Origin of the sequence: Plantactinospora sp. B24E8 (assembly GCF_039871735.1) — a bacterium.
In the GTDB taxonomy this organism is placed as follows: domain Bacteria; phylum Actinomycetota; class Actinomycetes; order Mycobacteriales; family Micromonosporaceae; genus Plantactinospora.
In genome coordinates this window covers 150,931-173,881 of sequence record NZ_JBDPMH010000002.1, presented here as the reverse complement: position 1 = coordinate 173,881, position 22,951 = coordinate 150,931, and the positions used below count along the sequence as shown (strand labels likewise).

The 22,951-nt window shown below is 71.9% G+C and carries 25 protein-coding genes; 12 read left to right on the top strand and 13 right to left on the bottom strand.

Features of this window, described 5'->3' with window-relative positions; all coding sequences use genetic code 11:
- Positions 1-6: 6 nt before the first annotated feature.
- A complete protein-coding gene (locus tag ABGB21_RS04665; protein ID WP_347653132.1) occupies positions 7-1,014 on the bottom strand; it encodes a MerR family transcriptional regulator in 1,008 nt (335 codons plus the stop codon).
- A 65-nt stretch (positions 1,015-1,079) separates the two neighbouring features.
- On the opposite strand from ABGB21_RS04665, the gene ABGB21_RS04660 reads away from it, so the two are divergent.
- Positions 1,080-1,685, top strand: a complete 606-nt coding sequence (locus tag ABGB21_RS04660; RefSeq protein ID WP_347653133.1) for an NUDIX domain-containing protein — start codon at positions 1,080-1,082, stop codon at positions 1,683-1,685.
- Between the two features lie 28 nt (positions 1,686-1,713).
- Here the strand turns inward: ABGB21_RS04660 and ABGB21_RS04655 are convergent, their stop codons facing one another.
- Complete coding sequence (locus ABGB21_RS04655; RefSeq protein WP_347653134.1) at positions 1,714-2,880, bottom strand: methyltransferase domain-containing protein; 1,167 nt, start codon at positions 2,878-2,880, stop codon at positions 1,714-1,716.
- Between the two features lie 102 nt (positions 2,881-2,982).
- On the opposite strand from ABGB21_RS04655, the gene ABGB21_RS04650 reads away from it, so the two are divergent.
- The 4 genes from ABGB21_RS04650 to ABGB21_RS04635 are packed head-to-tail and all read left to right on the top strand — an operon-like array spanning position 2,983 to position 6,163.
- Entirely contained in the window at positions 2,983-3,408 is a 426-nt protein-coding gene (locus ABGB21_RS04650) for a TOBE domain-containing protein (RefSeq protein WP_347653135.1), read from the top strand.
- Between the two features lie 23 nt (positions 3,409-3,431).
- A complete protein-coding gene (gene modA / locus ABGB21_RS04645) occupies positions 3,432-4,208 on the top strand; it encodes a molybdate ABC transporter substrate-binding protein (protein WP_347653244.1) in 777 nt (258 codons plus the stop codon).
- 3 nt (positions 4,209-4,211) lie between these two features.
- The gene (modB, locus tag ABGB21_RS04640) at positions 4,212-5,057 is read left to right on the top strand and encodes a molybdate ABC transporter permease subunit (RefSeq protein ID WP_347653136.1); all 846 of its coding nucleotides are present in this window, start codon (positions 4,212-4,214) and stop codon (positions 5,055-5,057) included.
- The gene (locus ABGB21_RS04635) at positions 5,054-6,163 is read left to right on the top strand and encodes an ABC transporter ATP-binding protein (protein ID WP_347676469.1); all 1,110 of its coding nucleotides are present in this window, start codon (positions 5,054-5,056) and stop codon (positions 6,161-6,163) included. Before modB ends, ABGB21_RS04635 begins: the two co-directional genes overlap by 4 nt.
- Position 6,164: 1 nt before the next feature.
- On the opposite strand, the gene ABGB21_RS04630 is transcribed toward ABGB21_RS04635, so the two are convergent.
- Entirely contained in the window at positions 6,165-6,788 is a 624-nt protein-coding gene (locus ABGB21_RS04630; protein WP_347653245.1) for a disulfide bond formation protein DsbA, read from the bottom strand.
- A 681-nt stretch (positions 6,789-7,469) separates the two neighbouring features.
- Here ABGB21_RS04630 and ABGB21_RS04625 point away from each other — a divergent pair.
- Both ABGB21_RS04625 and ABGB21_RS04620 read left to right on the top strand, forming a co-directional pair.
- Entirely contained in the window at positions 7,470-8,282 is an 813-nt protein-coding gene (locus tag ABGB21_RS04625) for a helix-turn-helix transcriptional regulator (RefSeq protein WP_347653138.1), read from the top strand.
- Positions 8,279-8,461: a DUF397 domain-containing protein gene (locus ABGB21_RS04620; RefSeq protein WP_347676709.1), complete on the top strand. Its 183-nt coding sequence runs from the start codon at positions 8,279-8,281 to the stop codon at positions 8,459-8,461. The genes ABGB21_RS04625 and ABGB21_RS04620 overlap by 4 nt, the downstream gene beginning before the upstream one ends.
- A gap of 33 nt (positions 8,462-8,494) precedes the next feature.
- On the opposite strand, the gene ABGB21_RS04615 is transcribed toward ABGB21_RS04620, so the two are convergent.
- The 6 genes from ABGB21_RS04615 to ABGB21_RS04590 form a co-directional block, all read right to left on the bottom strand.
- The gene (locus ABGB21_RS04615) at positions 8,495-8,698 is read right to left on the bottom strand and encodes a DUF952 domain-containing protein (protein WP_347653139.1); all 204 of its coding nucleotides are present in this window, start codon (positions 8,696-8,698) and stop codon (positions 8,495-8,497) included.
- Positions 8,699-8,702: 4 nt separating this feature from the next.
- The gene (locus ABGB21_RS04610) at positions 8,703-9,431 is read right to left on the bottom strand and encodes a hypothetical protein (RefSeq protein ID WP_347653140.1); all 729 of its coding nucleotides are present in this window, start codon (positions 9,429-9,431) and stop codon (positions 8,703-8,705) included.
- A gap of 20 nt (positions 9,432-9,451) precedes the next feature.
- Positions 9,452-10,174 (bottom strand): hypothetical protein, encoded by a 723-nt coding sequence (locus ABGB21_RS04605; RefSeq protein WP_347653141.1) that lies wholly within the window; start codon positions 10,172-10,174, stop codon positions 9,452-9,454.
- A 135-nt stretch (positions 10,175-10,309) separates the two neighbouring features.
- A complete protein-coding gene (locus ABGB21_RS04600; RefSeq protein WP_347676467.1) occupies positions 10,310-10,789 on the bottom strand; it encodes a hypothetical protein in 480 nt (159 codons plus the stop codon).
- A gap of 38 nt (positions 10,790-10,827) precedes the next feature.
- Complete coding sequence (locus ABGB21_RS04595) at positions 10,828-11,754, bottom strand: TIGR04222 domain-containing membrane protein (RefSeq protein ID WP_347676465.1); 927 nt, start codon at positions 11,752-11,754, stop codon at positions 10,828-10,830.
- Positions 11,755-11,932: 178 nt separating this feature from the next.
- Positions 11,933-12,433, bottom strand: coding sequence for a hypothetical protein (locus ABGB21_RS04590; protein WP_347653144.1), 501 nt, complete (start codon positions 12,431-12,433; stop codon positions 11,933-11,935).
- A 256-nt stretch (positions 12,434-12,689) separates the two neighbouring features.
- Between ABGB21_RS04590 and ABGB21_RS04585 the strand changes: the two genes are divergently transcribed.
- A complete protein-coding gene (locus tag ABGB21_RS04585; protein WP_347653145.1) occupies positions 12,690-13,538 on the top strand; it encodes a hypothetical protein in 849 nt (282 codons plus the stop codon).
- A 31-nt stretch (positions 13,539-13,569) separates the two neighbouring features.
- Here the strand turns inward: ABGB21_RS04585 and ABGB21_RS04580 are convergent, their stop codons facing one another.
- Entirely contained in the window at positions 13,570-13,806 is a 237-nt protein-coding gene (locus tag ABGB21_RS04580; RefSeq protein WP_347676463.1) for a hypothetical protein, read from the bottom strand.
- Positions 13,807-14,253: 447 nt separating this feature from the next.
- Here ABGB21_RS04580 and ABGB21_RS04575 point away from each other — a divergent pair, with 447 nt between their 5' ends.
- Together ABGB21_RS04575 and ABGB21_RS04570 are read left to right on the top strand one after the other, a co-directional pair.
- Entirely contained in the window at positions 14,254-17,817 is a 3,564-nt protein-coding gene (locus ABGB21_RS04575) for a discoidin domain-containing protein (RefSeq protein ID WP_347676707.1), read from the top strand.
- A gap of 185 nt (positions 17,818-18,002) precedes the next feature.
- Complete coding sequence (locus ABGB21_RS04570) at positions 18,003-19,169, top strand: DUF418 domain-containing protein (RefSeq protein WP_347653148.1); 1,167 nt, start codon at positions 18,003-18,005, stop codon at positions 19,167-19,169.
- A gap of 21 nt (positions 19,170-19,190) precedes the next feature.
- Here ABGB21_RS04570 and ABGB21_RS04565 read toward each other — a convergent pair whose 3' ends face one another.
- From ABGB21_RS04565 to ABGB21_RS04555, 3 genes are all read right to left on the bottom strand, one after another.
- Positions 19,191-19,700, bottom strand: coding sequence for a hypothetical protein (locus ABGB21_RS04565; protein WP_347653149.1), 510 nt, complete (start codon positions 19,698-19,700; stop codon positions 19,191-19,193).
- Between the two features lie 41 nt (positions 19,701-19,741).
- Positions 19,742-20,131 carry a hypothetical protein gene (locus tag ABGB21_RS04560; RefSeq protein WP_347676461.1) on the bottom strand — a complete coding sequence of 130 codons (390 nt, stop codon included), beginning with the start codon at positions 20,129-20,131 and terminating at the stop codon, positions 19,742-19,744.
- Positions 20,132-20,203: 72 nt separating this feature from the next.
- The gene (locus tag ABGB21_RS04555; RefSeq protein WP_347653151.1) at positions 20,204-21,223 is read right to left on the bottom strand and encodes a DUF4034 domain-containing protein; all 1,020 of its coding nucleotides are present in this window, start codon (positions 21,221-21,223) and stop codon (positions 20,204-20,206) included.
- A gap of 237 nt (positions 21,224-21,460) precedes the next feature.
- Here ABGB21_RS04555 and ABGB21_RS04550 point away from each other — a divergent pair, with 237 nt between their 5' ends.
- Both ABGB21_RS04550 and ABGB21_RS04545 read left to right on the top strand, forming a co-directional pair.
- Entirely contained in the window at positions 21,461-22,123 is a 663-nt protein-coding gene (locus tag ABGB21_RS04550; protein ID WP_347653152.1) for an RNA polymerase sigma factor, read from the top strand.
- Complete coding sequence (locus ABGB21_RS04545) at positions 22,114-22,941, top strand: hypothetical protein (RefSeq protein ID WP_347676459.1); 828 nt, start codon at positions 22,114-22,116, stop codon at positions 22,939-22,941. Before ABGB21_RS04550 ends, ABGB21_RS04545 begins: the two co-directional genes overlap by 10 nt.
- Positions 22,942-22,951: the final 10 nt, after the last annotated feature.

The following is a 22,951-nucleotide window of genomic DNA, read 5'->3' as shown; positions in this document are numbered from 1 at the left end:
GCCGTCCTACGGCGTCGCCGTGGCCGACGCACGGAGCGCCGCCGCGAGCCAGCCGCCCAGTTCGCCGAGGTCGACGTCGAAACAGACCCGGGACTCCGGCGGCGACCCGTTGATCACCGCGACCAGAGACAGGTACCGGCCGTGCGTCGCCTCGTATCGCGGATCGGCCCCCACCTCCTCGTACCCCTCGCCGATGACGAGGTAACCGGCGGCCAGCCGGTCCCGGAGTGCCGCGCTGGCCGGTACGCCGGCGGCCTCGGCGGCTCCGGCCGCGAGGCGGGCGGCGAGTTGTTGGGCATGTGGCGTCTCCGGCGGCAGCCCGCACCGGTGCGCCGCGACGATCTCCTCCATGATCCGCGACCCGGTCCCGTGAATGAAGTCCTGCACCGGCGCGACGGTCAGCCGCTGCCCCGGGTCACCGGCGTACGTGTCGCGGAGGTACGAGCGGACGGCGTCGCGGAACTCCGGGTCCCGCAGCAGGTCGGCCAACTCGATCCACGCCTCCAACTGGGCGGTGGTGGGATCGTCCGGCAGCCGCGGCCGCATGGTCCGGAGCCGCTCGACGAAGTCGTCGGGCAGGTCGGCACCGACGTCGGTCCAGAACTCGTCGACGAGCCGCTCCCGCTCGCCGTCGGCCATCGCGACGAGTCGGTGCATCAGGGCGGCCCGGGCGGCGGGACCGTCCTGCCGGTTCAGGGCTCTGAGCACGGCCCGCCGGGCCCGCAGTTCGCGCTCCTGACGCTCGACGGCCGCCAGGTGCTCGGCGAGGAGATCCGGCAGGGTCATCTCACCCTCGAGCAGCCGACGGATGTCGTCCAACCCGGTGCCGAGGTCCCGGAGCGTACGGATGAGTTCCAACCGGGCGATGCCCCGCAGGTCGTACAGTCGGTGGCCGGCGTCGGTCGCACCCGCCGGTCGCACGATGCCCTCGTCGGAATAGAAGCGGATGGCGCTGACCGTCAACCCGGTCCGGCGCGCCACGTCCCCGATGGGGTAGAGCCCGTCTCGACGCATGTCGACACTCTGCATCCTCAAGCTACCTGAGCCGCAAGGGCCGATCCTGCCGCGACTGTGCGCCGGTGGCGAGCGTCCGCCGGGCCGGCCACGACCGGGCCGGTCCGTCGCTCTGCTTTGATGAGCTGGTGACCGAGCAGACCCCGCGTTCCGCGGACGAGATCCTGGACATCGTCGACGAGCAGGACCGGGTGGTCGGGCAGGCGCGGCGCGCCGACGTGTACGCCCGCCGGCTGCGGCACCGGGCCGCGTTTGTCCTGGTCCGGGACGCACAGGACCGGATCCTGGTGCACCGGCGCACCGCACAGAAACTGGTCTTCCCCTCGGCGTACGACATGTTCGTCGGCGGGGTGCTCGGCGCCGGCGAGACGTACGACGACGCGGCGCTGCGCGAGGCCGAGGAGGAACTGGGTGTCTCCGGACTGCCCGCCCCGACGCCGCTGTTCCGGTTCCTCTACGAGACACCGGAACACACCTGGTGGTCGGCGGTCTACGAGGTGCGCTGGGACGGGCCGGTGAATCCGCAGCCGGAGGAGGTCGCCTGGCACGCCTTCCTCACCGAGGCGGAGTTGACACAACGGCTGTCCGAGTGGACGTGGGTGCCGGACGGGCTGGAGGCGTACCACCGGATGCGCGCGCGGCGCACCGAGGAGTCGGAAACACGCCCCTGACCCTGTTATCCGCGCTGCTGGCCGGAGGTCATCCGGCAACGGCGGGCATCCGGACCGCGATGGCGAGGAAGCGGTGCGGCGCGTCGTCGTACCGGTCGAGCCGCCAGCCGGTCCGGGCGGTCGCCTCGCGCAGCGGTGTCTCGGCGAGCGGTTCGTCGGGGCGCAGCCGGCGGCCGTGCCGGGCGGCGAGCGCGGCCCGTCCGGAGGGGTGGAACAGCACCAGCCGGCCGCCGGGACGGGTGATCCGGGCGAGTTCCCGGAGGCCGACGTCGCTGTCCGGGAGGTGGGTGAGCAGGCCGGCGGCGAGGACGGCGTCGACCCGGGCGTCGGGGAACGGCAGGTGCCGGGCGTCGGCCAGCAGCAGGGTGGCGTTCGCCCGTGCGGCGGGCGCCCGGGCGACCGCGAGCATCTCCGGGGTGACGTCGAGGCCGACGACCGTGCCGTCCGGCCCGACCGCGTCCCGCAGGGCGGGCAGTGCCCGGCCGGTGCCGCAGCCGACGTCGACCACCGTGCCGCCGGTCGGCAGGTCCGTGTCCGCGACCGCCTGGGCGTAGACCGGTAGGTCGCCGCCGAACCTGCTGTCCCAGCGTGGCGCCCGGACGGCGAAGAACGCCTGCGACTCGCGCAGGTGCCAGGATTCGCCGGGAGCGAGCCGGTCGGCGATGTGCCGGATCACCGGCCAGTTCGCCTCGTGCAGGTCGACGACGATGTCGCCGTCCCGGCTACGGTCCCCGGCGCTGGCAGGCGGGACGGCGCCGCGCCCGTCGCGGCCCCGGTCACCGCCGCCCCGGTCGGCCGGAATACGCAGCCGGACGACCACGTCCCAGTGCCGGCCGGGTGGGTGCCGGCGCCACCGCGGCCCGTCGGCGAGCGCCACCGTATGCGCGGTCCGCTCCGCCCGCCACCGGTCCTCGTCGGCCAGCGGCGCCCCGTCGGTGAGCCGGACACACGGCCGGCCGACGGCCCGCAGTACCTCGGCCAGCCGGTCGGCGACGAGGCTCGCCGGAGACGGGCCGTTGGCGGCGGCCGGGGCCGGACCGTCGTCGGCCACCGGCGACGCACCGCTGTCGACCACGACCGCGACCGCGCCCGCCGGCAACACCTCGACGATCCGGTCGAGGACCTGCGTCCAACGCCGGCGCTGCGCGTCGGTCAGGTCCGGCCGGTCGGGAAACGAGGTGGCGTCGACAGTCATCAGCTCATCATGCAGATGCGGCACCAGTATGGGAACCCGGGTCGAACCTTCGGCCCGAAGTAGCCATTAGCGCTTGCAGTTGCGGCGGACTATGGTGCCCTCGTGACGATGTTTCGGATGGGTGAGGCGGCGGAACTGCTCGGGGTCAGCGTCGACACCGTGCGGCGCTGGGTCGACGCCGGGCGTCTGACGGCAGTCCGGGACGGGCAGGGCCACCGGGTCGTCGAGGGCGTCGCGCTGGCCGCGTTCGCCCGGGCCCAGGCCGCCGACCCGGAGAATCGCGCCGACGAGTCGTCGGCACGCAACCGACTGCGCGGCATCGTCACCGCCGTGGTCAAGGACGCGGTGATGGCACAGGTGGACATCCAGGCCGGGCCGTTCCGACTGGTGTCGCTGATGAGTCGAGAAGCCGTCGACGACCTCGGTCTGGAGGTCGGTTCGGTGGCGGTCGCGGTGATCAAGTCGACCACGGTTGTCGTGGAGAAACCCCCGGCACCGGTGGCTGTCCGAGGGAGGACCAGCTCGTGAGGGTACGACGGGTACGCACCACCCTGACCGTGTTCACCGCGCTGGCCGTCTTCGCCGGCCTCGTCGGCTGCGGTACCGGGGACAGCACCGGCGGTCCCGCACCGGGTGGCGGTGGCGCGACGGTCACCGGCCCGCTGACCGTCTTCGCCGCCGCCTCGCTGACCGAGACGTTCACCCAGCTCGGCAAGGACTTCGAGGCGGCCAATCCCGGGGTCGAGGTGACGTTCAGCTTCGCCGGCAGTTCCGCGTTGGCCACCCAGATCAACCAGGGCGCACCCGCCGACGTCTTCGCCTCCGCCGCCCCCGCCACCATGCAGACGGTCACCGACGCCGGCCACGGCGACGGGACGCCGACCACCTTCGTCCGCAACCAGCTGGTCATCGCCGTACCGAAGGGGAACCCCGCCGGGGTGACCGGGCTTGCCGACCTGACGAAGCCGGAGACGAAGGTCGCGCTCTGCGCCACGCAGGTGCCGTGCGGGGCGGCCGCGGAAAAGGCCCTCGACAGCGCCGGGGTGAAGCTGACCCCGGTGACCCTGGAGCAGGACGTCAGGGCGGCCCTGTCGAAGGTGCGACTCGGGGAGGTCGACGCCGCGCTGGTCTACCGCACCGACGCGCGGGCGGCCACCACCGACGTGGACGGCGTCGAGTTTCCCGAGTCGGCCGGCGCGGTCAACGACTATCCGATCGTCGTACTGAGGGACGCCCCCAACAGGGCGGCCGCCCGGGCGTTTGTCGACCACGTGCTCTCCGACTCCGGTCGTGGCGTGCTCACCGCCGCCGGGTTCCAGGTGCCGTAGCCGGTGGCCGTACCCGATGTCGAGGTGACCCGGCCGGCGCCGGCCGGGTCACGGCGACCCCGCCGCCGTACCGGCCGGATCCCGGTCGCGCTGCTCGTCCCGGCCGTACTCGGGCTGGTCCTCCTCGTCCTGCCGGTCGCCGGGCTGCTGCTCCGGACCCCCTGGACCACGCTGCCGCAGCGGCTCGCCGAACCGGCCGTGCTCACCGCGCTGCGACTGTCGGTGCAGAGCGCGACCCTGGCCACGCTGCTCTGCCTCGTCCTCGGGGTACCGCTGTCCTGGCTGCTGGCCCGGGTCGAGTTTCCCGGCCGCCGGATCGTCCGCGCGCTGGTCACCGTGCCGCTGGTGCTGCCGCCGGTGGTCGGTGGTGTGGCGCTGCTGCTGGTCTTCGGCCGTCGGGGGCTGGTCGGCTCGTGGCTCGACTCGACGTTCGGGGTGACCCTGCCGTTCACCACCGCCGGGGTGGTGCTCGCCGAGGCGTTCGTGGCGATGCCGTTCCTGGTCATCGCGGTGGAGGGGGCGCTACGCGGCGCCGACGTCCGGTACGAGGAGGCGGCGGCGACGCTGGGCGCGAGCCGGTGGACCACCTTCACCCACGTCACACTGCCGCTGGTCGCCCCGGGCATCGCCGCCGGTACGGTGCTCTGCTGGGCCCGGGCGCTCGGCGAGTTCGGCGCCACCATCACCTTCGCCGGCAATTTCCCGGGGCGCACCCAGACCATGCCGCTCGCCGTCTACCTGGCCCTGGAGACCGACCTGGAGGCGGCGATCGTGCTCAGTCTGGTGCTGCTCACCGTCTCGGTGGTGATCCTGGCGAGCCTGCGTGACCGATGGGTCAGCGGCCCGTGACCACCGAGCTGACGGTACGCCGCGCCGAGGCCGAGGCGGATACGCCGCTGCTCGACGCCCACCTGGTGGTGGACCGGGGAACGTTCCGGCTCGACCTGCGGTTGACCATCAACCCGGGTGAGGTGGTGGCGCTGCTCGGGCCGAACGGGGCGGGCAAGAGCACCGCGCTGCGGACCCTCGCCGGCCTCACCCCGTTGCACGCCGGGCACGTCACCCTCGCCGGCCAGGATCTCGACCGGCCGGACGCCCGACACTGGACGCCGACCGAACGTCGCCCGATCGGCGTGGTGTTCCAGGACTACCTGCTCTTTCCACACCTCACCGCACTCGACAACGTGGGGTTCGGGCCCCGGCGGCACGGCGTCGACCGGCGGCGGGCCCGTGAACTCGCCGCCGGCTGGCTGGACCGGATGGGGCTGGCCGACCAGGCCCGGCGCAAGCCCCGGCAGCTCTCCGGTGGGCAGGCGCAGCGGGTGGCGCTGGCCCGGGCGCTGGCGGTCGAGCCAGCGCTGCTGCTGCTCGACGAACCGCTCGCCGCGCTCGACGCCCGGACCCGGCTGGAGACCCGGGCCGAGCTCCAGCGGCACCTGACCGCCCACCCGGGGGCGACGCTGCTGGTCACCCACGATCCGTTGGACGCGCTGGTGCTGGCCGACCGGCTGGTCATCGTCGAGGACGGTCGACTGGTGCAGGAGGGTGACGCGGCGAGCATCACCGCCCAGCCGCGTACCGACTACGTGGCCCGGCTGGTCGGGCTCAACCTCTATCGGGGCCGGGCCGACGGCTCCCTGGTCCGGATCACCGACGACTTCGCGCTCACCGTCGCCGAGGCACCGCAGGGTGCGGTTTTTGTGGCGTTCCCGCCGTCGGCGGTCGCGCTGCACCCGGACCGCCCGGACGGCAGCCCGCGCAACACCTGGCCGGCGACGATCTCCGGCATCCAACGGCACGGCGACAACCTGCGGGTCCAGCTCACCGGTCCGGTCGAGGTGGCCGCGGACATCACCCCGGCCGCCGCCGCCCAGCTCCGGATCGGTCCCGGGCAGCCGGTCTGGGCCGCCGTCAAGGCCACCGAGACCCGCGCCTACCCGGCGGGACGTAACTGAGTCAGCCGGGCAGGTCGAGCTGCGGCGGGGCGTGTGGTGGGCCCTTCAGCTCGTGAAAGCCGGGCACCCCGGCCACCAGCAGCGTGCCGTCCCAGAGTCGGCCGGCCTCCTCCCCCACCGGGATCCGGGAGATCACCGGGCCAAAGAACGCCACCCGCCGCCCGTCCGGCCCGGTCGCGGCGACGATCGGGGTGCCGACGTGCTCGCCGACCAGGGCGATCGCCTCGGCGTGCGAGGCGCGGACGGCGTCGTCGTACTCGGTGGTCTGGCCGAGGTCGGCGAGGTCGGTCGGCAGGCCGGCGGAAGCCAGCGCGGCGTGCAGGTCGCCAAGCCAGTCCTGTCCGGCGTCCCGACCCACGGTCCAGAGTGCGGTGTAGAACCGGGCGAGCGCCTCCTGGCCGTACCGGTCGGCGACCGCCGCGCAGATCCGTACCGGCACCCAGAGGTAACCCTCGGGGTCACCCTCCGGGTCGTCGTCGCGGCCCTCGTTGAGCACGGAGAGGCTCATCAGGTGCCACCGCAGTTCGACCGGTCGGACCTTCGCCACCTCCAGCAGCCAGCGTGAGGTGGTCCAGGTGTACGGGCAGGACGGGTCGAACCAGAGATCCACTGTGCTGCGTTCCACCGGTCTCCTCTCTCCGGCCGCCCAGCCTAGGCCACGTCGATGCTGGGCGATGCGCGGTCGGGGCCGGACCCAGCCGAGGAAGCGGGCGTGCAGCACGGCCGGGTCCGGTCCGGGGTCCGGGTTGAGTCCGCGCAGGTCGGCCATCGCCTCCTGGAGCATGGTGGCGAGCAGTACCGACAGCCCGACCGGATCGGCGACGTAGTCGAGCGGCAGCAGGGTCCGCGCGGTCAGGCACGGCCAGTCGGTGCCGCAGACCCGGCACAACCAGGTCGGCCTGCGCGGCTGGTGGCGGGCTCCGCCCGACTCGACCACCTCCGGGGTACGTCGACCGGCCCGCCCCACCTGGTCCGCCCACCGGCCCTGGTTTCGGCTCCGGTCCCGGGCCGGGTCGACGCGGTGCCGCTCCTCCGGTCCACTGTCCGGCATGGCCGACCTCCTGACTGTTCGACTGGTGGGTTGGGGCGGGGGCCGCCTCGGGTGTGGGGAAGGGTCTCCGACGGCCCCCGCGCGGTCCCGCCCGTCCTCGTGCCGGTACTGGATCCGAACGGTCCCGCTTGGTGACACTCTGCTGTCCGGTGCCCTACGGTCGGAAGGCATCGACCGTGCTCACGGCGTACCGGTGTGAGCGGCGTGATCACGGCGTGTTCCTGGTGGTGACCATCGGAAGACTGTGGAGGAACTGTGGCGACCGACCCGAAACCCACGTCAGACCTGATCCGGGAGCAGCTCCGCCGGATGCGTACCGCCGCCGGGCTGACCCAGGAGGAGTACGGCCGGCGGGCCAACTACGCACCCTCGACGGTGTCGGCGGTCGAGTTGGGCACCCGGCCACTGGAGGAGCTCTATCTGACCCGGGCCGACATGGTGCTCGGCACCGGAGACCTCTTCGTCTCGCTGCTGCGGCTGGCCGCCCGGGACGGCGAACCGATCTGGTTCCGGCCCTGGTTGGACGCGGAACGCGCCGCGACCCAACTCCGCTCGTTCCAGCCGAACCTGATCCCCGGGCTGTTGCAGACCGAGGCGTACGCCCGTGCGGTGATCCGGGGCGACGTCACGCTCACCGACGAGCAGGTGGAGACCCTGGTCGCCGCCCGGCTGGCCCGGCAGGCGATCCTGGACCGGGAGCAGCCGCCGCAGTTCACCGCCGTGATCGACGAGGCGGCGCTGCACCGGTTCACCGAGGAACACGCCGCGATGATGGTCGAGCAGCTCACCCATCTGATCGACCGGGCCCGGCAGCCGAACGTGAACGTGCACGTGATCCCGCGCCAGGTCGGCCTGCACGTCGGCCTGGAGGGCCCGTTCGTGCTCGCCTGGTCGGAGGAGGGCGGCTGGGTCGGCTTCCAGGACAACCAGCTCGGCGGCACGGTGGCGGAGCGGACCGTGGAGGTGGAGACCCTGCTGGTTAGATGGGAGAGTGTCCGGAGCGTCGCCCTGCCCACCTGGCAGTCGATCCAACTCATCAAGGATGTGATGAAACCGTGGACACCCTGACCGGAGCCCGGTGGCGCACGTCGAGCCGCAGCGGATCCAGCGGCAATGACTGCGTCGAGGTCGCCGACAACCTGCCCGGGGTGGTGCTGGTCCGGGACAGCAAGGACCGGACCGGTGGCCTGCTGCGCTTCACGCCGTACGCCTGGCGGGTCTTCGTCCGCGACCTCGCCGACCACTGAGCCTGACCGGATCGTCACCGCCCGCCGGTCCGGTCAGTCGGACGGCAGGGCGCTGTCCACCTGCGCGGCACCGGCGACCTGGTGGACGCTGACCACCGCGCGCAGCGGCAGTGACGCGTAGACGTGTGGGAACGGGCCGCCGTTGGGTGCGGGCTCCCACCGCAGCGTCTCCCCGAACAGCCCGGCGGACTGGAACTCGTCCCACTCGGCGGGCAGCAGGATCTTGTAGAGCAGCATCCGGTCACGATGACAGGAAGGTTTCCTCGCCACCATTCGCCGGTGTCAGTGTCGCGATCCGGTCGGCCTGGCCGCTGTATTCGGCCCACCACCAGCGCAGATAGTGCCGCAACTGCTCGGGCGTGGCCAGCCAGCCCTTGCCGGCATAGGTGAGGATGCGCTCGATTTCGCCGGGCAGCAGGGCGTAGCCGGTCGCCCCGGTCTCCGGTGCGGCCGCGTCGGCTGGGACCGGCACCGGGTCCGGGATCAGGCGTACGCGCAGGTCACGCCGCTCGAGTGCGCTGAGGACGGTCAGGTAGACCCGGGGCAGGTGGTACGCCGACACCGAGATCGCGAGGCTGGTGATGCCCAGGGCCCTGGCCCGGTCGGCGATCCACTCGGCCTGCAGGCCGGTGTTCGGTGCCGGTTCGGCCTGGACGTGCACCCCGTCGAGCCGACGCAGCCCGAGACCGCCCAGGTAGGACATGGTGATTTCCTGATAGGTCCGCTCCGCCGGGTTCCCGTTCGCCACCAGCAGGCAGCGGAGGTCAGGGTCGGTCTCCCAGCGGTCGATGGCATGGGTCAACCGCCACTGTTCGCCCTGCCCGGTCGGCACCACCACCGCGTCGAGTTTGTTGACCGAGCGCGGCAGCGCCAGGATCGCCATGATCGCTGACGTCACGTCCAGCAACTGGGCGGCGGTGAAAACGGTCAGCTCCGCCGTTCCCACCACCCGGGGAAGCGCCCCGTCCACGCGTTGTCTCCCGTCCCGGCTCAGGTCAGCAGTGCCGGTCGCAGCTCACCGCCCAGGTTGATCGCACCGACCACCCGGTCGGCCTGCGGGTCGAAGACGTGCACGCTGTTGTTGCGGCGCATCATCTCCCGGGCCGAGGGCGGGATCGGCGGCGGGTCGTCCATCGCCGCCCGGATGTCCCGGGCGGCCGCGATCAGCCGGTGCGCCAGGCCGGCGGCGTCGGTGTCCACCCGTACCCGGCCGTGTTCCCAGCCGTTCGTGTTCAGGTCGAGCACCTCGAAGACCTGGGCCAGCGGCGGGAACGGGTCGGTCACCTTGACCAGCCGCTCCGCCCGTTGGCCGAGCACCGTGACCGCCGCCGCGACCTGCGCGTACGGGTGGAGACCGCAGCGCAGCCCGAACAGCGGCCAGCGCAGGTGCGCTCCCGCCTCCCGTCCCAGCGGCCGGTAGTTCCGCCGGTCGACCACCAACCGGTAACCGGTACGCCGGTACAGTTCGGCGGCCTGGCCGAGCAGGTCCGTGTGCGCCTCGTCGGCGAACTCGCGGACGACCCTGGCCGCCACGAGCAGGCCGTCGTCGCCGTCGTCGCCGAGCAACCGGGTGACCGTGTCGACCTGGTCGGGAAACCGCACCTGGGCCCGCGCGCCGAACCGCTGCCGGACGTCCTGGAGCAGCGCCTCCTGCCGGGCCGGGTCAAACTCGACCTGCTTCTTACCACCCAGCAGACGCTGGAGCCACCGCATGTCGCCTCGTTTCCGCAGCCGCCTCGGGACCCGGCAATGCTAACGGGAGCCGGGCCGGGTCTCGTGGAGGCGGTCGTGCACCCGGATGATCACGTGGCTCGTCCCGCCGTCCGGTCCCGCCACGGTACGCATCGATCACGCGTACGGCGGCTGGCCCGCGCCCGAGGTGGGATGCGCCGGGGGCGGATAGCCCGGTGCGTACCCGCCGGGCCCGGCCGGCGGAATCTGCGCGGGCGCACCATGTCCGGGTGCACCATGTCCGGGTGCACCATGTCCGGGTGCAGCGTGCCCCGGCACACCCGCGCCCGGCACACCGGCTCCCGGCACGGCTGGCGACATCGGCGCGGTGCCGTCGAACCGTACCCCGGCCCGGGTCACCTGGAAACCGACCGCCGCGACCATCGTGGTCAGCCCGCCGAGCGCCAGCACCAGCGCCCCGGTCTCCAACGCCTGCCCCTCGCGCTCGCAGGCGACCCCGGCGAACGGGTGGGACTGCGGTCCGAAGTTGTCACAGCTGTCGGCCGCGGCAACCGTCATGGCGAATCCGATCGGTGGGCCGAGGAACGCCAGCAGCATCAGCACGATGAAGACCGGATGGACTTTCGCGGGTCGCATGGGGGCGGAGTCTAATCCGATCATGCCGGCGTGTGGGGTCAGCCTCCTCCTCCGCCACCACCACAGCCACCGCCGCCACCGCCGCTGCTGCCACCGCCGCAGCCGCCACCGAGGCTCCCGTGGTCCGCGCCGCCGCTGCCGGCGTCACCGCCACCCCAGACCCCGGAACTGCCGGTCGACGTGGCAGCGGCGGCCTGCTGGCTGGCGTACACCTCGGCCGCCAACTCCGGGTCGAGGTGCTGGAGCAGACCGGCGCCGAAGAGCGCCACTCCCATCGCTGCCGCCGCCGGACCGTAGGTCCCCAACGCCGGGCGCTGGTCGGGCCGCAGATGCCGGTGACGCTCGCGCAACTGGTCCACCAGTGCCCCGACCGCGCCGTTCTTCGCGGGCATCCGGGCGACGAGTACGCAGTACCCGGCCGCGACCAGCAGCAACGCGAGGAAGAGGTAGCCGACCGGCTGGCCGTTGCCGATGCCGATCGCGAGCCGGCCGATGCCGACCGCCAGCACGGCCAGCATCACCCAGGCGCCCCGACCGGCGGAGCGTCGCGTCTTCGGGTCCAACAGCAGGCCGGCCGCCTCGAGCTCGTCGTGGATCTCGCGGGCCGCCGTCCGCGCCTTGAGGTGCGTCGCCAGCGACCGCGACGCCGTGGCGGTCTCCGCCGCCTCGTATACCGCCGCGTCGAGTCGGGTCGCGTCGTACGGCAGTGGCCGGGCCGTCACCAACGTACGCCGGTCGTCGCCGAGCCGGACCACCCCGGCTGCCCGCAACCCGGCGAGCGAGGTGTAGATGGCGAGCTGCTCACCGGCGTTGAGATAGCCGACCTGCTCGGGCCGTAGCTGGTCGACATCCAGCCGGACCGGCCGGCTGACCGTTCGCCGGCGGTGGGCCAGCCCGGCGGCGAAGACCGCACCGGCGACCCCGAGGTACGCCCAGACGAACATCGGAATCGAGAGGTGCCACATCGGGGACTCCCTCCAGTCGGAAAGGGATGTGTGGTCAGTGTGGGGCGGCGTGGCCGGACGCCGGCCCGGCGTGATGTCTCGGAACGGTGATGTCGGCGGTCGAACCGGTCGCCATCCGCCGGTCCGACCGCCGGGCCGTGACGTCCCGGACAACCGCCGGCACGCCACGCGGACAGGCTCAACTCACCGCGGGCGATCCGGTCAGGGCCCGGGACTTGTCACCCTTGCCGTCCAGGTTGAAGTTGAAGATGACCACCGCGTCGCTGGTCCAGCCCCCGGTCGAGGACGACGTCACCGTCGCGGTGGTGCAGGTGACCCGGGGGTTCTGGTAGCGGTTCATGGTGTCCGTGAAGTCGCACCACCTGGTGGCCTTGTTGGCGTCGTTCTTTTCCAGTCGGGCGTGCACCTTGAACAGGTCCCAGGTGGATCCCTTGTACGCACTGGCCTGCTCGATGAGCACGTACGCGTAACGCGAGTTGCCGTTCTTCACCACACACGTCTTCATCGCGACGTTGGTGACCACCGGCGCTGTCTGGTACTGGTACGCGGAACACCGTGTCGTCGGTGCGGCGGCGGCCGGAGTGGCGGTGGCGGCGACCGCCGACAGGGCCAGCAGCGGGGTGGTGAGCAGGGCGGCGGTTCTGGGACTCGGGCGCAGAAACTTCCAGGTGGCAGGCACGATAGGACTCCGATGTAGAGTGTCGCAGCCACGGGCTGGACCACGTCGCCGACGCGGCCGCGTCGGCGTGGAACACACTGAACCATCTGCCCGAGCGAATGTCTCCGGCCCGACGGCAACCTTGAGTGAATCTTGTGCCTCAGTGGCGCGAGTCGATGGACGGTCCTTCGTATCCTGATTCCGGAACGGTTCGAGCTCGCGCCCCGGACGGCGGCGTATCGGTTACCGACGACCACAACAGACCCGGGGGGGGACCATGTCCGAGCAGGCGACCGGTCCGCTGCCGCCGAGCCCCGTCCGGACCTCCCGCCGGTGGCGGTTGTCCGCACCGTGGCTGGTGGTGCTCGGCGCGGTCATCCTGGTCGCGGTCGTCGCGGCGACCCTGGCGTCACCGAACGCCAACTTCTATCCGCTCATGTCCTACAGCGACCTGCAGACCGACGAGGAAAGGTACAAGGACCTGAAGATGGGTCTGTTCATGGCCCACACGTCCGGCTTCTTCTGGGGTCAGTTCGTCGCACTGTTCCTCGGTGTGTTCCTCGCGGCACGCCTGCCCGGCACGTCCCGGGCGTTGGCGGCGGCTGTGCCGGCCGGTGTACTGCTCGCCGCGGCGAACCTCGTGGTCGCTTGGTGGACCGCCTCCGACACCCGGGACTCACTCGCCTGGTACGCGGAGAACGTCCCGGCCTGGGGACTCTCCGCGGATCCGCTCGCCGACAACGGCTTTCCGCACATGTTGACCGCCACGCTGGCCGGCTACCCGCTCGCGGCGGTCGCCGGCGTGGGCCTCGGCACACTGGCCGCCCCACTGCTCCGCGGGCCGGCAGTCGCCACGACCCTGCTCGCCATCGTCACCGTGACGCCGTACAGCGTGCTCACCCTGATCTTCGGTATCGTCGCCGCGACCGAGGACGACGAGCCCGTCGCGCTGTTCGGCGCGCTCGCGCTCCTGCCGCCGGCGCCGGTCATCCCCGCGGTGATCCGCTCCTCCCTCGGCGATCACGGCGGGGCGTTCGTCATCACGATGCTGGTCAGCGGCGCGGCCTGGGCGGCGCTCCTGCTCACCGCCGGCCGCCTGGCCGAGTCCCGCCGGGCACGGGCGTAGGGATCGGCTCCCTCCCCAGGTCGGTGGTCGGTCAGAACCACTGCCGGACCTGGACCGTCGCCCCGCCACCGTTGTCGCCGAGACTCCCGTCGTTGCACGAGAAGACCAGGTCGGCGTCGAGGTCGGCCGAGCCGAGGAAGAGCATGCACCCGCTCTCGGCGCCGATCGGGAACCAGCGGCCGGGGCCGTACGTCGCCCCGGTCCGCTGCAGCCACATCGCGCCCTGAATGACCTTCGCGACCAGCGCGTAGCGGGGCGCGCCCGGCACGGCCGGAGGCAAGGACCGACGTCCGTCCGGGATTGATGAATGCAGGTGTCTCCACTGTTGACTCATCGATAGCATGTCTGCAACATTTGAACGAGCCCACGCAAGTTCCAGACACAGGGCTGCTCCATAACGCTTCAACCTCCGTAATTCTCGTACAGTCGCTCCGTACCCCTTCCCTGGCCGCGCGGGAGGACCTGGCCTCGCGGGGCCGCGGCGGCGGTGGACAGGCGGACGGGCGGCGCCCTCGCCGGCCCCCCGGGCGGCGAGCGGCGACCGGACCAGACACCGACCAGGTCCGGTCCCCGCGCACCACCCCGCGTCGGTTCCGACCAGCGCCGAAGGAAGGCCATGAGCCACCAACCACCACCGCAGCCCCGTCCGCCCCACCGAACGAGCCGGCCACGGATCCGGCCACGCCTGCTCGCCGCCCCCCTCGCGGCAGTGACGATGCTGGCCGGGGTCCTCACCGCCAGCCCGGCCTCCGCCCGCCCCGACCCCGGCAACGGCTCACCGCAGCGGGCCCAGATCGCGGTCGCCGCCACCCTCACCGCCAGCAGCTCGCACCCCGAATACCCGGTGAGCAACGCGGCTGACGGCAACCAGGCCAGCTACTGGGAGAGCGGCGGCGGCAACTTCCCGCACTGGATCCAGGCCGACCTCGGTGCGCCGAGCACCGTGAACCGCATCGTGCTCAAGCTGCCGGCCGCCAACTGGGGCACCCGGACCCAGACCCTCTCCGTCCAGTCCGGCGACAACCCCAACAACCTCGCCACCCTGGTCGCCGCCGCCGGCTACACCTTCAACCCGGACAGCGGCAACACGGTCAGCATCACGCTGCCCACGACCACCACCCGCTACCTGCGGCTGCAGATCACCGCCAACACCGGCTGGCCGGCCGCGCAGCTCGCCGAGTTCGAGGTGCACGGCCCGACCGGCGGCACCGACACCCAGCCGCCCAGTCAGCCGACGAACCTCGCCTACACCCAGCCGGCCAGCGGGCAGATCCGGCTCAGCTGGAACGCGTCAAGCGACAACGTCGGCGTCGTCGGTTACGACGTCTACGCCAACGGGGCGCTGCGCGGCAACGTCGGCGGCAGCGTGCTGACGTACACCGACAGCCAGCCGGCGAGCGCCACGGTCTCGTACCACGTCCGGGCCCGGGACGCGGCCGGCAACCTCTCGCCGCCGAGCAACACCGTCACCCGGACCGGCAGCGGTGACGGCGGCACGAACCTGGCGCTCGGCAAGCCGATCACCGCGTCGTCGACCGTGCACACCTTCGTCGCGGCGAACGCCAACGACAACAGCGTCTCGACGTACTGGGAGGGGGCCGGCGGGGCATACCCGAGCCAGCTCACCGTGCAACTCGGCGCGAACGCCTCGATCACCTCGGTCCAGGTCCGGCTGAACCCCGACGCGTCCTGGGGCCCACGGAGCCAGACCATCCAGGTGCTCGGCCGGGAGCAGAACGCCAGCGGCCTCACCAGCCTCTCCCCCGCCACCCTCTACAACTTCGACCCGGCCAGCGGCAACAGCGTGACCATCCCGGTCAGCGCCACCGCCGCCGACGTCCGGCTCTCGATCACCTCGAACTCGGGCGCGCCGGCCGGACAGGTCGCCGAGTTCGTCGTCCTCGGCACCCCGGCACCGAACCCGGACCTGACCGTCACCGCCGCCACCTGGAGCCCGGCGACCCCGGTCGAGACCGACAACATCACCGTGTCGGCGACGGTCCGCAACGCCGGCAGCGCCGCGTCCGCCGCCAGCAACGTCAACTTCTACCTGGGTACGACCCGGGTCGGCACCGCCACCGTCGGCGGCCTGGCGGCCGGGGCGACCAGCACCGTCACCGCGAACATCGGCCCCCGCACCGCCGGCGCCCACCAGCTCACCGCCCGGGTCGACGAGGACAACACCGTCGTCGAACTGAACGACAGCAACAACGGCTACACCAACCCGTCGAGCCTGACGGTGAACCCGGTCGCCAGCTCCGACCTGGTCGGCACGGTCAGCTGGACGCCGAGCAATCCGTCACCCGGCGCCACGGTGACCTTCTCGGTGACCATCCGCAACCAGGGCACCGTCGCCTCGGCCGGCGGGGCGCACGGCATCACCGTCACCCTGCTCAACGCCACCGGCGGCACGGTACGCACCCTGACCGGGTCGTACACCGGGGCGATCGCGGCCGGGGGCGGCAGCACCCCGGTCAACCTCGGCACCTGGACCGCCGCGAACGGCCGGTACACCGTCCGGACCGTACTCGCCGCCGACGGCAACGAACTGCCGGTCAAGCAGGGCAACAACACAAGCGAGAGCCCGTTCTTCGTCGGCCGGGGCGCCAACCTGCCGTACGAGATGTACGAGGCCGAGGACGGCGTACTCGGCGGCGGGGCGGCGGTCGTCGGACCGAACCGGACCATCGGCGACCTCGCCGGTGAGGCGTCCGGCCGGCGGGCGGTAACCCTCAACACCACCGGCGCGTACGTCGAGTGGACCACCCGGGCGGCGACGAACACCCTGGTCACCCGCTTCTCCATCCCGGACGCCCCGGGTGGCGGCGGGCAGAACTCGACGATCAACATCTACGTCGACGGCGCCTTCCACAAGGCCCTGCCGCTGACCTCCCGGTACGCCTGGCTCTACGGCAACGAGGCGAGCCCGAACAACTCGCCCGGTTCCGGCGGGCCCCGGCACATCTACGACGAGGCGAACATCATGCTCGACTCGTCGGTCCCGGCCGGCAGTCGGATCCGACTGCAGAAGGACCCGGCGAACACCACCACGTACGCGATCGACTTCATCAACACCGAGCAGGTCTCGCCGCGCGCCAACCCGGACCCGGCCCGCTACGTCACGCCGACCGGTTTCGGCCACCAGGACGTGCAGAACGCCCTGGACCGGGTGCGGATGGACACCACTGGCAACCTGGTCGGCGTCTACCTGCCGGCGGGCACCTACAGCACCGCCCAGAAGTTCCAGGTGTACGGCAAGGCGGTCAAGGTGGTCGGCGCGGGCATCTGGTACACCCGCTTCACCACCCCGTCCGGGCAGGAGAACACCGACGCCGGCTTCCGGGTGGAGGGCTCGGCGAACGGCTCCTCCTTCGAACACCTCGCCTTCTTCGGCAACTACGTGAGCCGGATCGACGGCCCCGGCAAGGTCTGGGGCGAGCTGACCAACGTCTCGGACCTGACCTTCGACAACGTCTGGGTCGAGCACACCGTCTGCATGTTCTGGGGTGTGCACGTCAGCAACATCACGATCACCAACTCGCGGATCCGCAACACCTTCGCCGACGCGATCAACATGACCAACGGCAGCACGAACAACCTGGTCAGCAACGTCGAGGGGCGGGGCAACGGCGACGACGCCTTCGCGCTGTTCTCGGCCACCGACTCCGGCGGCGGGGCCAACACCGGCAACGTCTTCGAGAACCTGACCGCGACGCTGACCTGGCGGGCGGCCGGAGTGGCGGTGTACGGCGGCCAGAACAACATCTTCCGCAACATGTACATCGCCGACCAGCTCACCTACTCCGGCATCACCATCAGCTCGCTGGACTTCGGATATCCGTTCATCGGGTTCGGGCCGGGGCTGACCCGGGTCGAGAACGCCTCGATCGTCCGGGCCGGCGGTCACTTCTGGGGAGCGCAGACCTTCCCGGCGATCTGGGTCTTCGCCGCCTCGAAGGAGATGCGCGGCATCCGGGTCAGTGACGTGGACATCGTCGACCCGACGTACCACGGCATCATGTTCCAGACCAAATACAACGGCAGCCAGCCGGAGAACGCGGTCACCGACACCATCTTCACCAACATCTCGATCAGCGGGGCGCAACGCAGCGGGGACGCGTACGACGCCAAGTCCGGCTTCGGGATCTGGGCCAACGAGATGCCCGAGCCGGGCCAGGGCCCGGCGGTCGGCACCGCGGTCTTCAACAACCTGCGGATGAGCAACAACCACCAGAACATCCGCAACACCACGTCCACCTTCACCATCACCGTCAACTGACCGGTGGGGGCCCTTCCCGTCGTTTCCGGGAAGGGCCCCACCGCACACTTCCGTCCTCCACCCCAGGGGCACGACGACGGCCGGGCATCCGTCGAAAGCGGTACGTCGGATTCGGTGCTCCGGACGACGTACCGGACCGATCGGCAGGCGACGCTGGGCGGACGTAACCAACGGGGAGTGTGACGATGGAAGCCACCCTGCCGACCACCCGCCACGAGCGGTCAGGCACCAGCCGGCTGGTGCTGTTGGACGTCCTGCGCGGGGTGGCCATCCTCGGCACGCTCGGCACGAACGTCTGGATCTTCACGCATCCGGCCGGCGAGTACGGCGTACTCGTCGACACCGGCAGCGTGGCGACGCTGGCCGACAATCCGGTCGAGACGGCGTTCCGGTTCCTCGCCAACGGCAAGTTCCTGGCGATGCTGACGATCCTGTTCGGGGTCGGGCTGGCAATCCAGTACGACTCGGCGGCACGCCGCGGCGACCGCTGGCCCGGCCGCTATCCGCTCCGGGCCGGGCTGCTCTTTCTCGAGGGGACCCTGCACTTCCTGCTGGTCTTCGCCTTCGACGTGCTGATGGGGTACGCCGTCGCCGCGCTCGTGGTGGCCCGGTTGCTGGCCCGCTCCGCACGGATCCAGGCGGCGGCGATGTGGGTCGCCGGCGGACTGCACCTGGCGCTGATGCTGCTCGGCACCGTCGCACTGATCACCGCCCCGACCTCGACACCGACGACGGACGGCAGGCTGGCCACGTTGTTCAGCTCCGGAAGCTACCCCGACCAGGTCAGATTCCGACTGGACAACATGCTCGCGCTGCGGATCGAGCCGATCATCACCTTCGGTCTGCTGCTCTTCCTCTTCCTGCTCGGCGTACGCCTGTTCCGGGCCGGCGCGTTCGGCACCGACGAGGCCGGGCGCCGGATCCGCCGCCGGCTGGCCTGGTACGGGCTCGGTCTCGGCCTGCCGCTGAACCTCGCGACCACCCTCGCCGGACCGGACCTGTTCCTGATCGACCGGTACGTCCTGCCACCCCTGGTCACCCTCGGCTACCTGGGGCTGGTGGGCACCCTGCTGGACCGGGCGACCCGCCCCGGGCCGGTTGCCACCGGACTCACCGCGGTCGGGCGTACCGCCCTCTCCTGCTACGTCCTGCAGAACCTGGTCTGCGCGGTCCTCTGCTACGGCTGGGGTCTCGGGCTCGCCGCGACCTTCTCCGACGCCGGCCCGTGGTGGGTCCTGGGACTGTGGGCGGCGGTCTGCGCCGGGCTCGTCGGCACCGCCCGGCTATGGCTGCGCCGCTTCGCCCAGGGACCACTCGAGGCCGCCCAGAAGGCGCTGCTCGCCCGGGGATAGCCGCGCGGCCAGGAACCCCGGTCAGGACTCGGTGTACGCGGCCAGGCCGAGCGCGGAGCGGACCGCGCCGGCCTGCTTCGCTCCGCTGTGCCGGATCGCGGCGTTGACCGCGTCGAGCAACTCGGCCGCGGTTTCCGCCCGGGCCGCTCGTTCCCACTCACGTTGGGCCGCGTCGGTTTCCCGCAGCAGCGCCGTCACCGGTTCCCGGACCCGGGCCGGCCAGGTGGTGTCCCGCAGCGCCCGGCCGTGCGTCCTGTTCGCCGCCGCCACCTTCGCCGCCAACGGGCGCAACGCCGTCCAGGCCCGACCGGCCTGGGCCGCCGACTCGAACGCCTCCAACGCGGTGTTGTACGGCCGCACGATCTCGAGGTAACGGGCCCTGGCCCGGCCCAGGCTGAGCGCGACCGGAGCGCTGGTAGGACCCGACTCCGGGGTGGCCGACGGCGCGGCAGCCACCCAGGACGGCCCGGCCGGGGTGCCGTCGCCGCCGCAGCCGGCGACGAGCAGCGCCACCGCCAGACCGCCGGTCAATCCGCCCAGGACGACTGACCGGTGGCCCGCCCGAGTCGGTGTCACCCCGCGGCCGGGCCCAGGCACAGGATGAAGCCCTTGCTGAACCGCCGGCCGTCCTGGAAGAAGGACATCTCGGCGGTGGGGTGGTCGGCGCAGGAGTCCTCGGTGTAGTCGGCCTCGGTCTTGTCCCCCAGCCGGGCCAGCACCTTCCACTGCGCGGCGGCGTCGGTGCACTCGACGGTGTGCAGGGTCTCGGCCGTCTCGCCCGCCATGCAGTCACCGACCTTGGCCTGGTTGGGCTCGTCCAGTCCGAAGTAGATGGCGAACGGTGCCACCAGGATGGCGACCCCGAAGAGGATCACCCGGAACTTGCTGACCGGCCGAAGGTTACGGAACCAGGTGCCGAACGACTTCTTCTGTTGCTGGGGCGGCCCGGAGAACTCGGACATCTGTGTGTGACTCCGTCAGGATCGATCGGGCCGGCCGGGCGGCGGCCGGACCGGTACGGGTTGAAAGAGGGGTTACTGTGGTTCTTCGTGTCGGTTCGCGATCGCGATGTCCCGCCAGGTAGCGAACCGCCCGGCCGGGTCGCGGCCGCTGGAGTAGTACCAGGGCCAGTCCGTCACCCTGTCCCCGATGACGTCGAAGACGGCAGCCGCCGCCGGGTAGTCCTCAGCGAAGGAGAACGCGAGCGCGAACGAGTTGAACGGGCTGGGCCAGCCCGGGCGGCGCCGGTAGTCGGGGTGCCAGATCGACTTTCCGGCCGCCGCCCGCAGCTCGGCCCGCACCTGCGGGCTCATGATGTACGGGTCCTTCTCCTCGCTGGGTAGGTCCAGCCAGTGTTCGATGTGCGCCACCACGACGAGTTCGGGCAGTAGGCTCCCGACCGGCGCCTTCTCGGCCGCCGTACGGGCGAAGTCGAACATCTCCTCGGTGCTGCCGGACCACTTCCGGCAGAGGAACTGCAACATCTGCTGGTGGGCTACCTGGTGCGTCGGGTGTCGGCGCACCACCTGGTCGAACCGGTGCATTGCCTCGTCCCGGCCGACCTGCCGGCCTCGGGCCGAGGTCACCAGGAATGTCCACGCCGTCGTGTCGTCCGGATCCCGCTCCACCACCTCGTCGAGACAGTTCTCCGCCAACCGCAGCCGATCGAAGAAGCCCTCGAACTGGCGCTGGCTGGTGTTGCTCGCCGTGGCACCACCCCGGGCCTCCCAGGCCCAGTAGACGGCGTGGCAACCCCGGACCAGCAGCGGCAACGTGGAGTGCGGCTCGGCCTTGATCCACTCCTCGATCCAGTCCTGTACGTCATCGACGCCGGCGCAGATGCCCAGGTAGAACGCCCGGTCGTCCGGATGTGTGACGGTGTTCAGGAAATCACGGGCAGTCACCCAGTCCCGCCGCTCCAGCGCCGTACGCAGGTGCCGAGCGGCCGGATCCCCCCGGTCCTTGTCGATCGGCGGCGCGGGCGGCGTGGCGGCGGCGCCGGTGGCGGCGCTGGTGGCGCCCGCCTCCGCCCGCCTCCTGCGGAACGGCCACATCAGCATCTCCTCCCCGTTGATGACGGGTGCCGAGGCTAGCGGGTGATCGACTCTGCCGCGACCCCGGGTTTCCGCTGGCCAGCGGGGGAGCGGCAGCGGGCTGGATCGTGTTACACGAACCCGCCGATTTGACGTGTGGAGATTTGTCACTGAACGGCTGGAGGGCCGGCGACTTGCCTGGATGAGCGGTCGGCACCTAGCGTAGGATCGCCATCACCATAGACAAGGAAGCAACCGGTGCCGATCGTCCCGAACGACCTGGCCGAGACGGTCCGGTCGGCGCAGGACGGCGACGAGGATGCCTTCCGCCTGCTCTACCGCACTCTCCAGCCGGGATTACTACGGTATCTGACCGTGCTGGTCGGCGCCGACGCCGAGGACGTGGCCTCCGAGACCTGGCTACAGATCGCCCGAGACCTCGGCACCTTTGTCGGCGGCCCGGGCTTCCGGGCCTGGGCGACCCGGATCGCCCGTAACCGGGCGCTGGACCACCTACGGCACCAGCGACGTCGTCCGACCCTGTCGGTGCCGGTCGAGGCGCTCGCCGACCTGCCCTCCGTCGAGGACACCGCCGAACGGGCCAGTGAGGGGCTGGGCACCGACGCCGCCATCGCGCTGATCGCCACCCTCCCCCAGACCGAGGCTGAGGCAGTCCTGTTACGCGCCGTCATCGGCCTAGACGCCGAGAGTACGGCCCGTGTGCTGGGCAAGCGCCCCGGAGCCGTCCGTACGGCCGCCCACCGTGGCCTGCGCCGACTGGCCCGCCTGCTGGAACAGGACGCTCAGGCCGGCGTCCCCGTCGGCGGCGCCCCGCCGGCCGAGCCGGTCGACGGGATGGCCGGCACGCCCACTGACGTACGCTCGCGCGAGGATGTCGAGGCCGGACCGGCATGGCGCTGAGAGGGATGGGAATGGGGTTCCGCCGACGCGGTCGGCTCGGGGAAGAGACGGCGGAACGCCTGTTGGACGCCGCTGCCGGCGCCTCGCGGACCGTCCGCCCGTCTGCCGGCGACGCCCCGGACCGCCGGCCGGGCGACGAGCCGGCGAGCCCGCTGACCGCTCTGCTCTCGGCCGCGGCGGCGCCGGCCCGGCCTGGTGAACTCGGCGGCGAGGACGCGGCGCTCGCCGCCTTCCGGGCCGCACGACCGGACCGCCGCGCGACGGGGGCGCCAACCGTGTCGCCGGTCCCCGACCGCCTGACGGCCGACGGCGGCGCCGCCTGGCGAGGGTGGTGGAGCGGTCCCCGGCCACGCCGCCGACCGACCCTCGGCGCGACGGCCTGGGCCGCCGCCGCCGTCGTCACGGTGACGATGGGAGTGGCGCTCGCGGCCGACCTCGGGATACCTGCCAGTACTCCGCCTGCCGGTCCGGCGCCGGTCACCGCCTCGGCGGACACCTCGGCTCCGGTCCCGACAACGCCCGCCAGCACCCCGTCCACCGCGGCCCGGACCGGGCCGACCGGAACGCCCGGGACCGCCCCGAACCCCGCCGGCCAGCCGCCGCCCTCGATCCGGGGAAAGTGCCGCAGTTACCTCGCCCGGGATGGCGCGGCAAGCGGCAAGCCGCCGGTAACCGAACTGGTCGCCGCCGCCGGCGGACCCGAGCGGGTCGGCGCGTACTGCCGCGCGCTCCTCGACAGCGACACGGGCAACGGCAACGGCAACGGCAACGGCAAACCGAAGGACAAGGACAAGGACAAGGACAAGGACAAAAAGTAGCGCCATCCGC

Excerpts from the sequence above, each read along its gene's own strand:
- ABGB21_RS04665 (WP_347653132.1), bottom strand. The coding sequence starts at position 1,014 with ATGCGTCGAGACGGGCTCTACCCCATCGGGGACGTGGCGCGCCGGACC.
- ABGB21_RS04655 (WP_347653134.1), bottom strand. The coding sequence starts at position 2,880 with ATGACTGTCGACGCCACCTCGTTTCCCGACCGGCCGGACCTGACCGAC.
- ABGB21_RS04615 (WP_347653139.1), bottom strand. The coding sequence starts at position 8,698 with ATGCTGCTCTACAAGATCCTGCTGCCCGCCGAGTGGGACGAGTTCCAG.
- ABGB21_RS04605 (WP_347653141.1), bottom strand. The coding sequence starts at position 10,174 with ATGCGGTGGCTCCAGCGTCTGCTGGGTGGTAAGAAGCAGGTCGAGTTT.
- ABGB21_RS04600 (WP_347676467.1), bottom strand. The coding sequence starts at position 10,789 with ATGCGACCCGCGAAAGTCCATCCGGTCTTCATCGTGCTGATGCTGCTG.
- ABGB21_RS04595 (WP_347676465.1), bottom strand. The coding sequence starts at position 11,754 with ATGTGGCACCTCTCGATTCCGATGTTCGTCTGGGCGTACCTCGGGGTC.
- ABGB21_RS04585 (WP_347653145.1), top strand. The coding sequence starts at position 12,690 with ATGTCCGAGCAGGCGACCGGTCCGCTGCCGCCGAGCCCCGTCCGGACC.
- ABGB21_RS04575 (WP_347676707.1), top strand. The coding sequence starts at position 14,254 with ATGCTGGCCGGGGTCCTCACCGCCAGCCCGGCCTCCGCCCGCCCCGAC.
- ABGB21_RS04570 (WP_347653148.1), top strand. The coding sequence starts at position 18,003 with ATGGAAGCCACCCTGCCGACCACCCGCCACGAGCGGTCAGGCACCAGC.
- ABGB21_RS04560 (WP_347676461.1), bottom strand. The coding sequence starts at position 20,131 with ATGTCCGAGTTCTCCGGGCCGCCCCAGCAACAGAAGAAGTCGTTCGGC.
- ABGB21_RS04555 (WP_347653151.1), bottom strand. The coding sequence starts at position 21,223 with ATGTGGCCGTTCCGCAGGAGGCGGGCGGAGGCGGGCGCCACCAGCGCC.
- ABGB21_RS04545 (WP_347676459.1), top strand. The coding sequence starts at position 22,114 with ATGGCGCTGAGAGGGATGGGAATGGGGTTCCGCCGACGCGGTCGGCTC.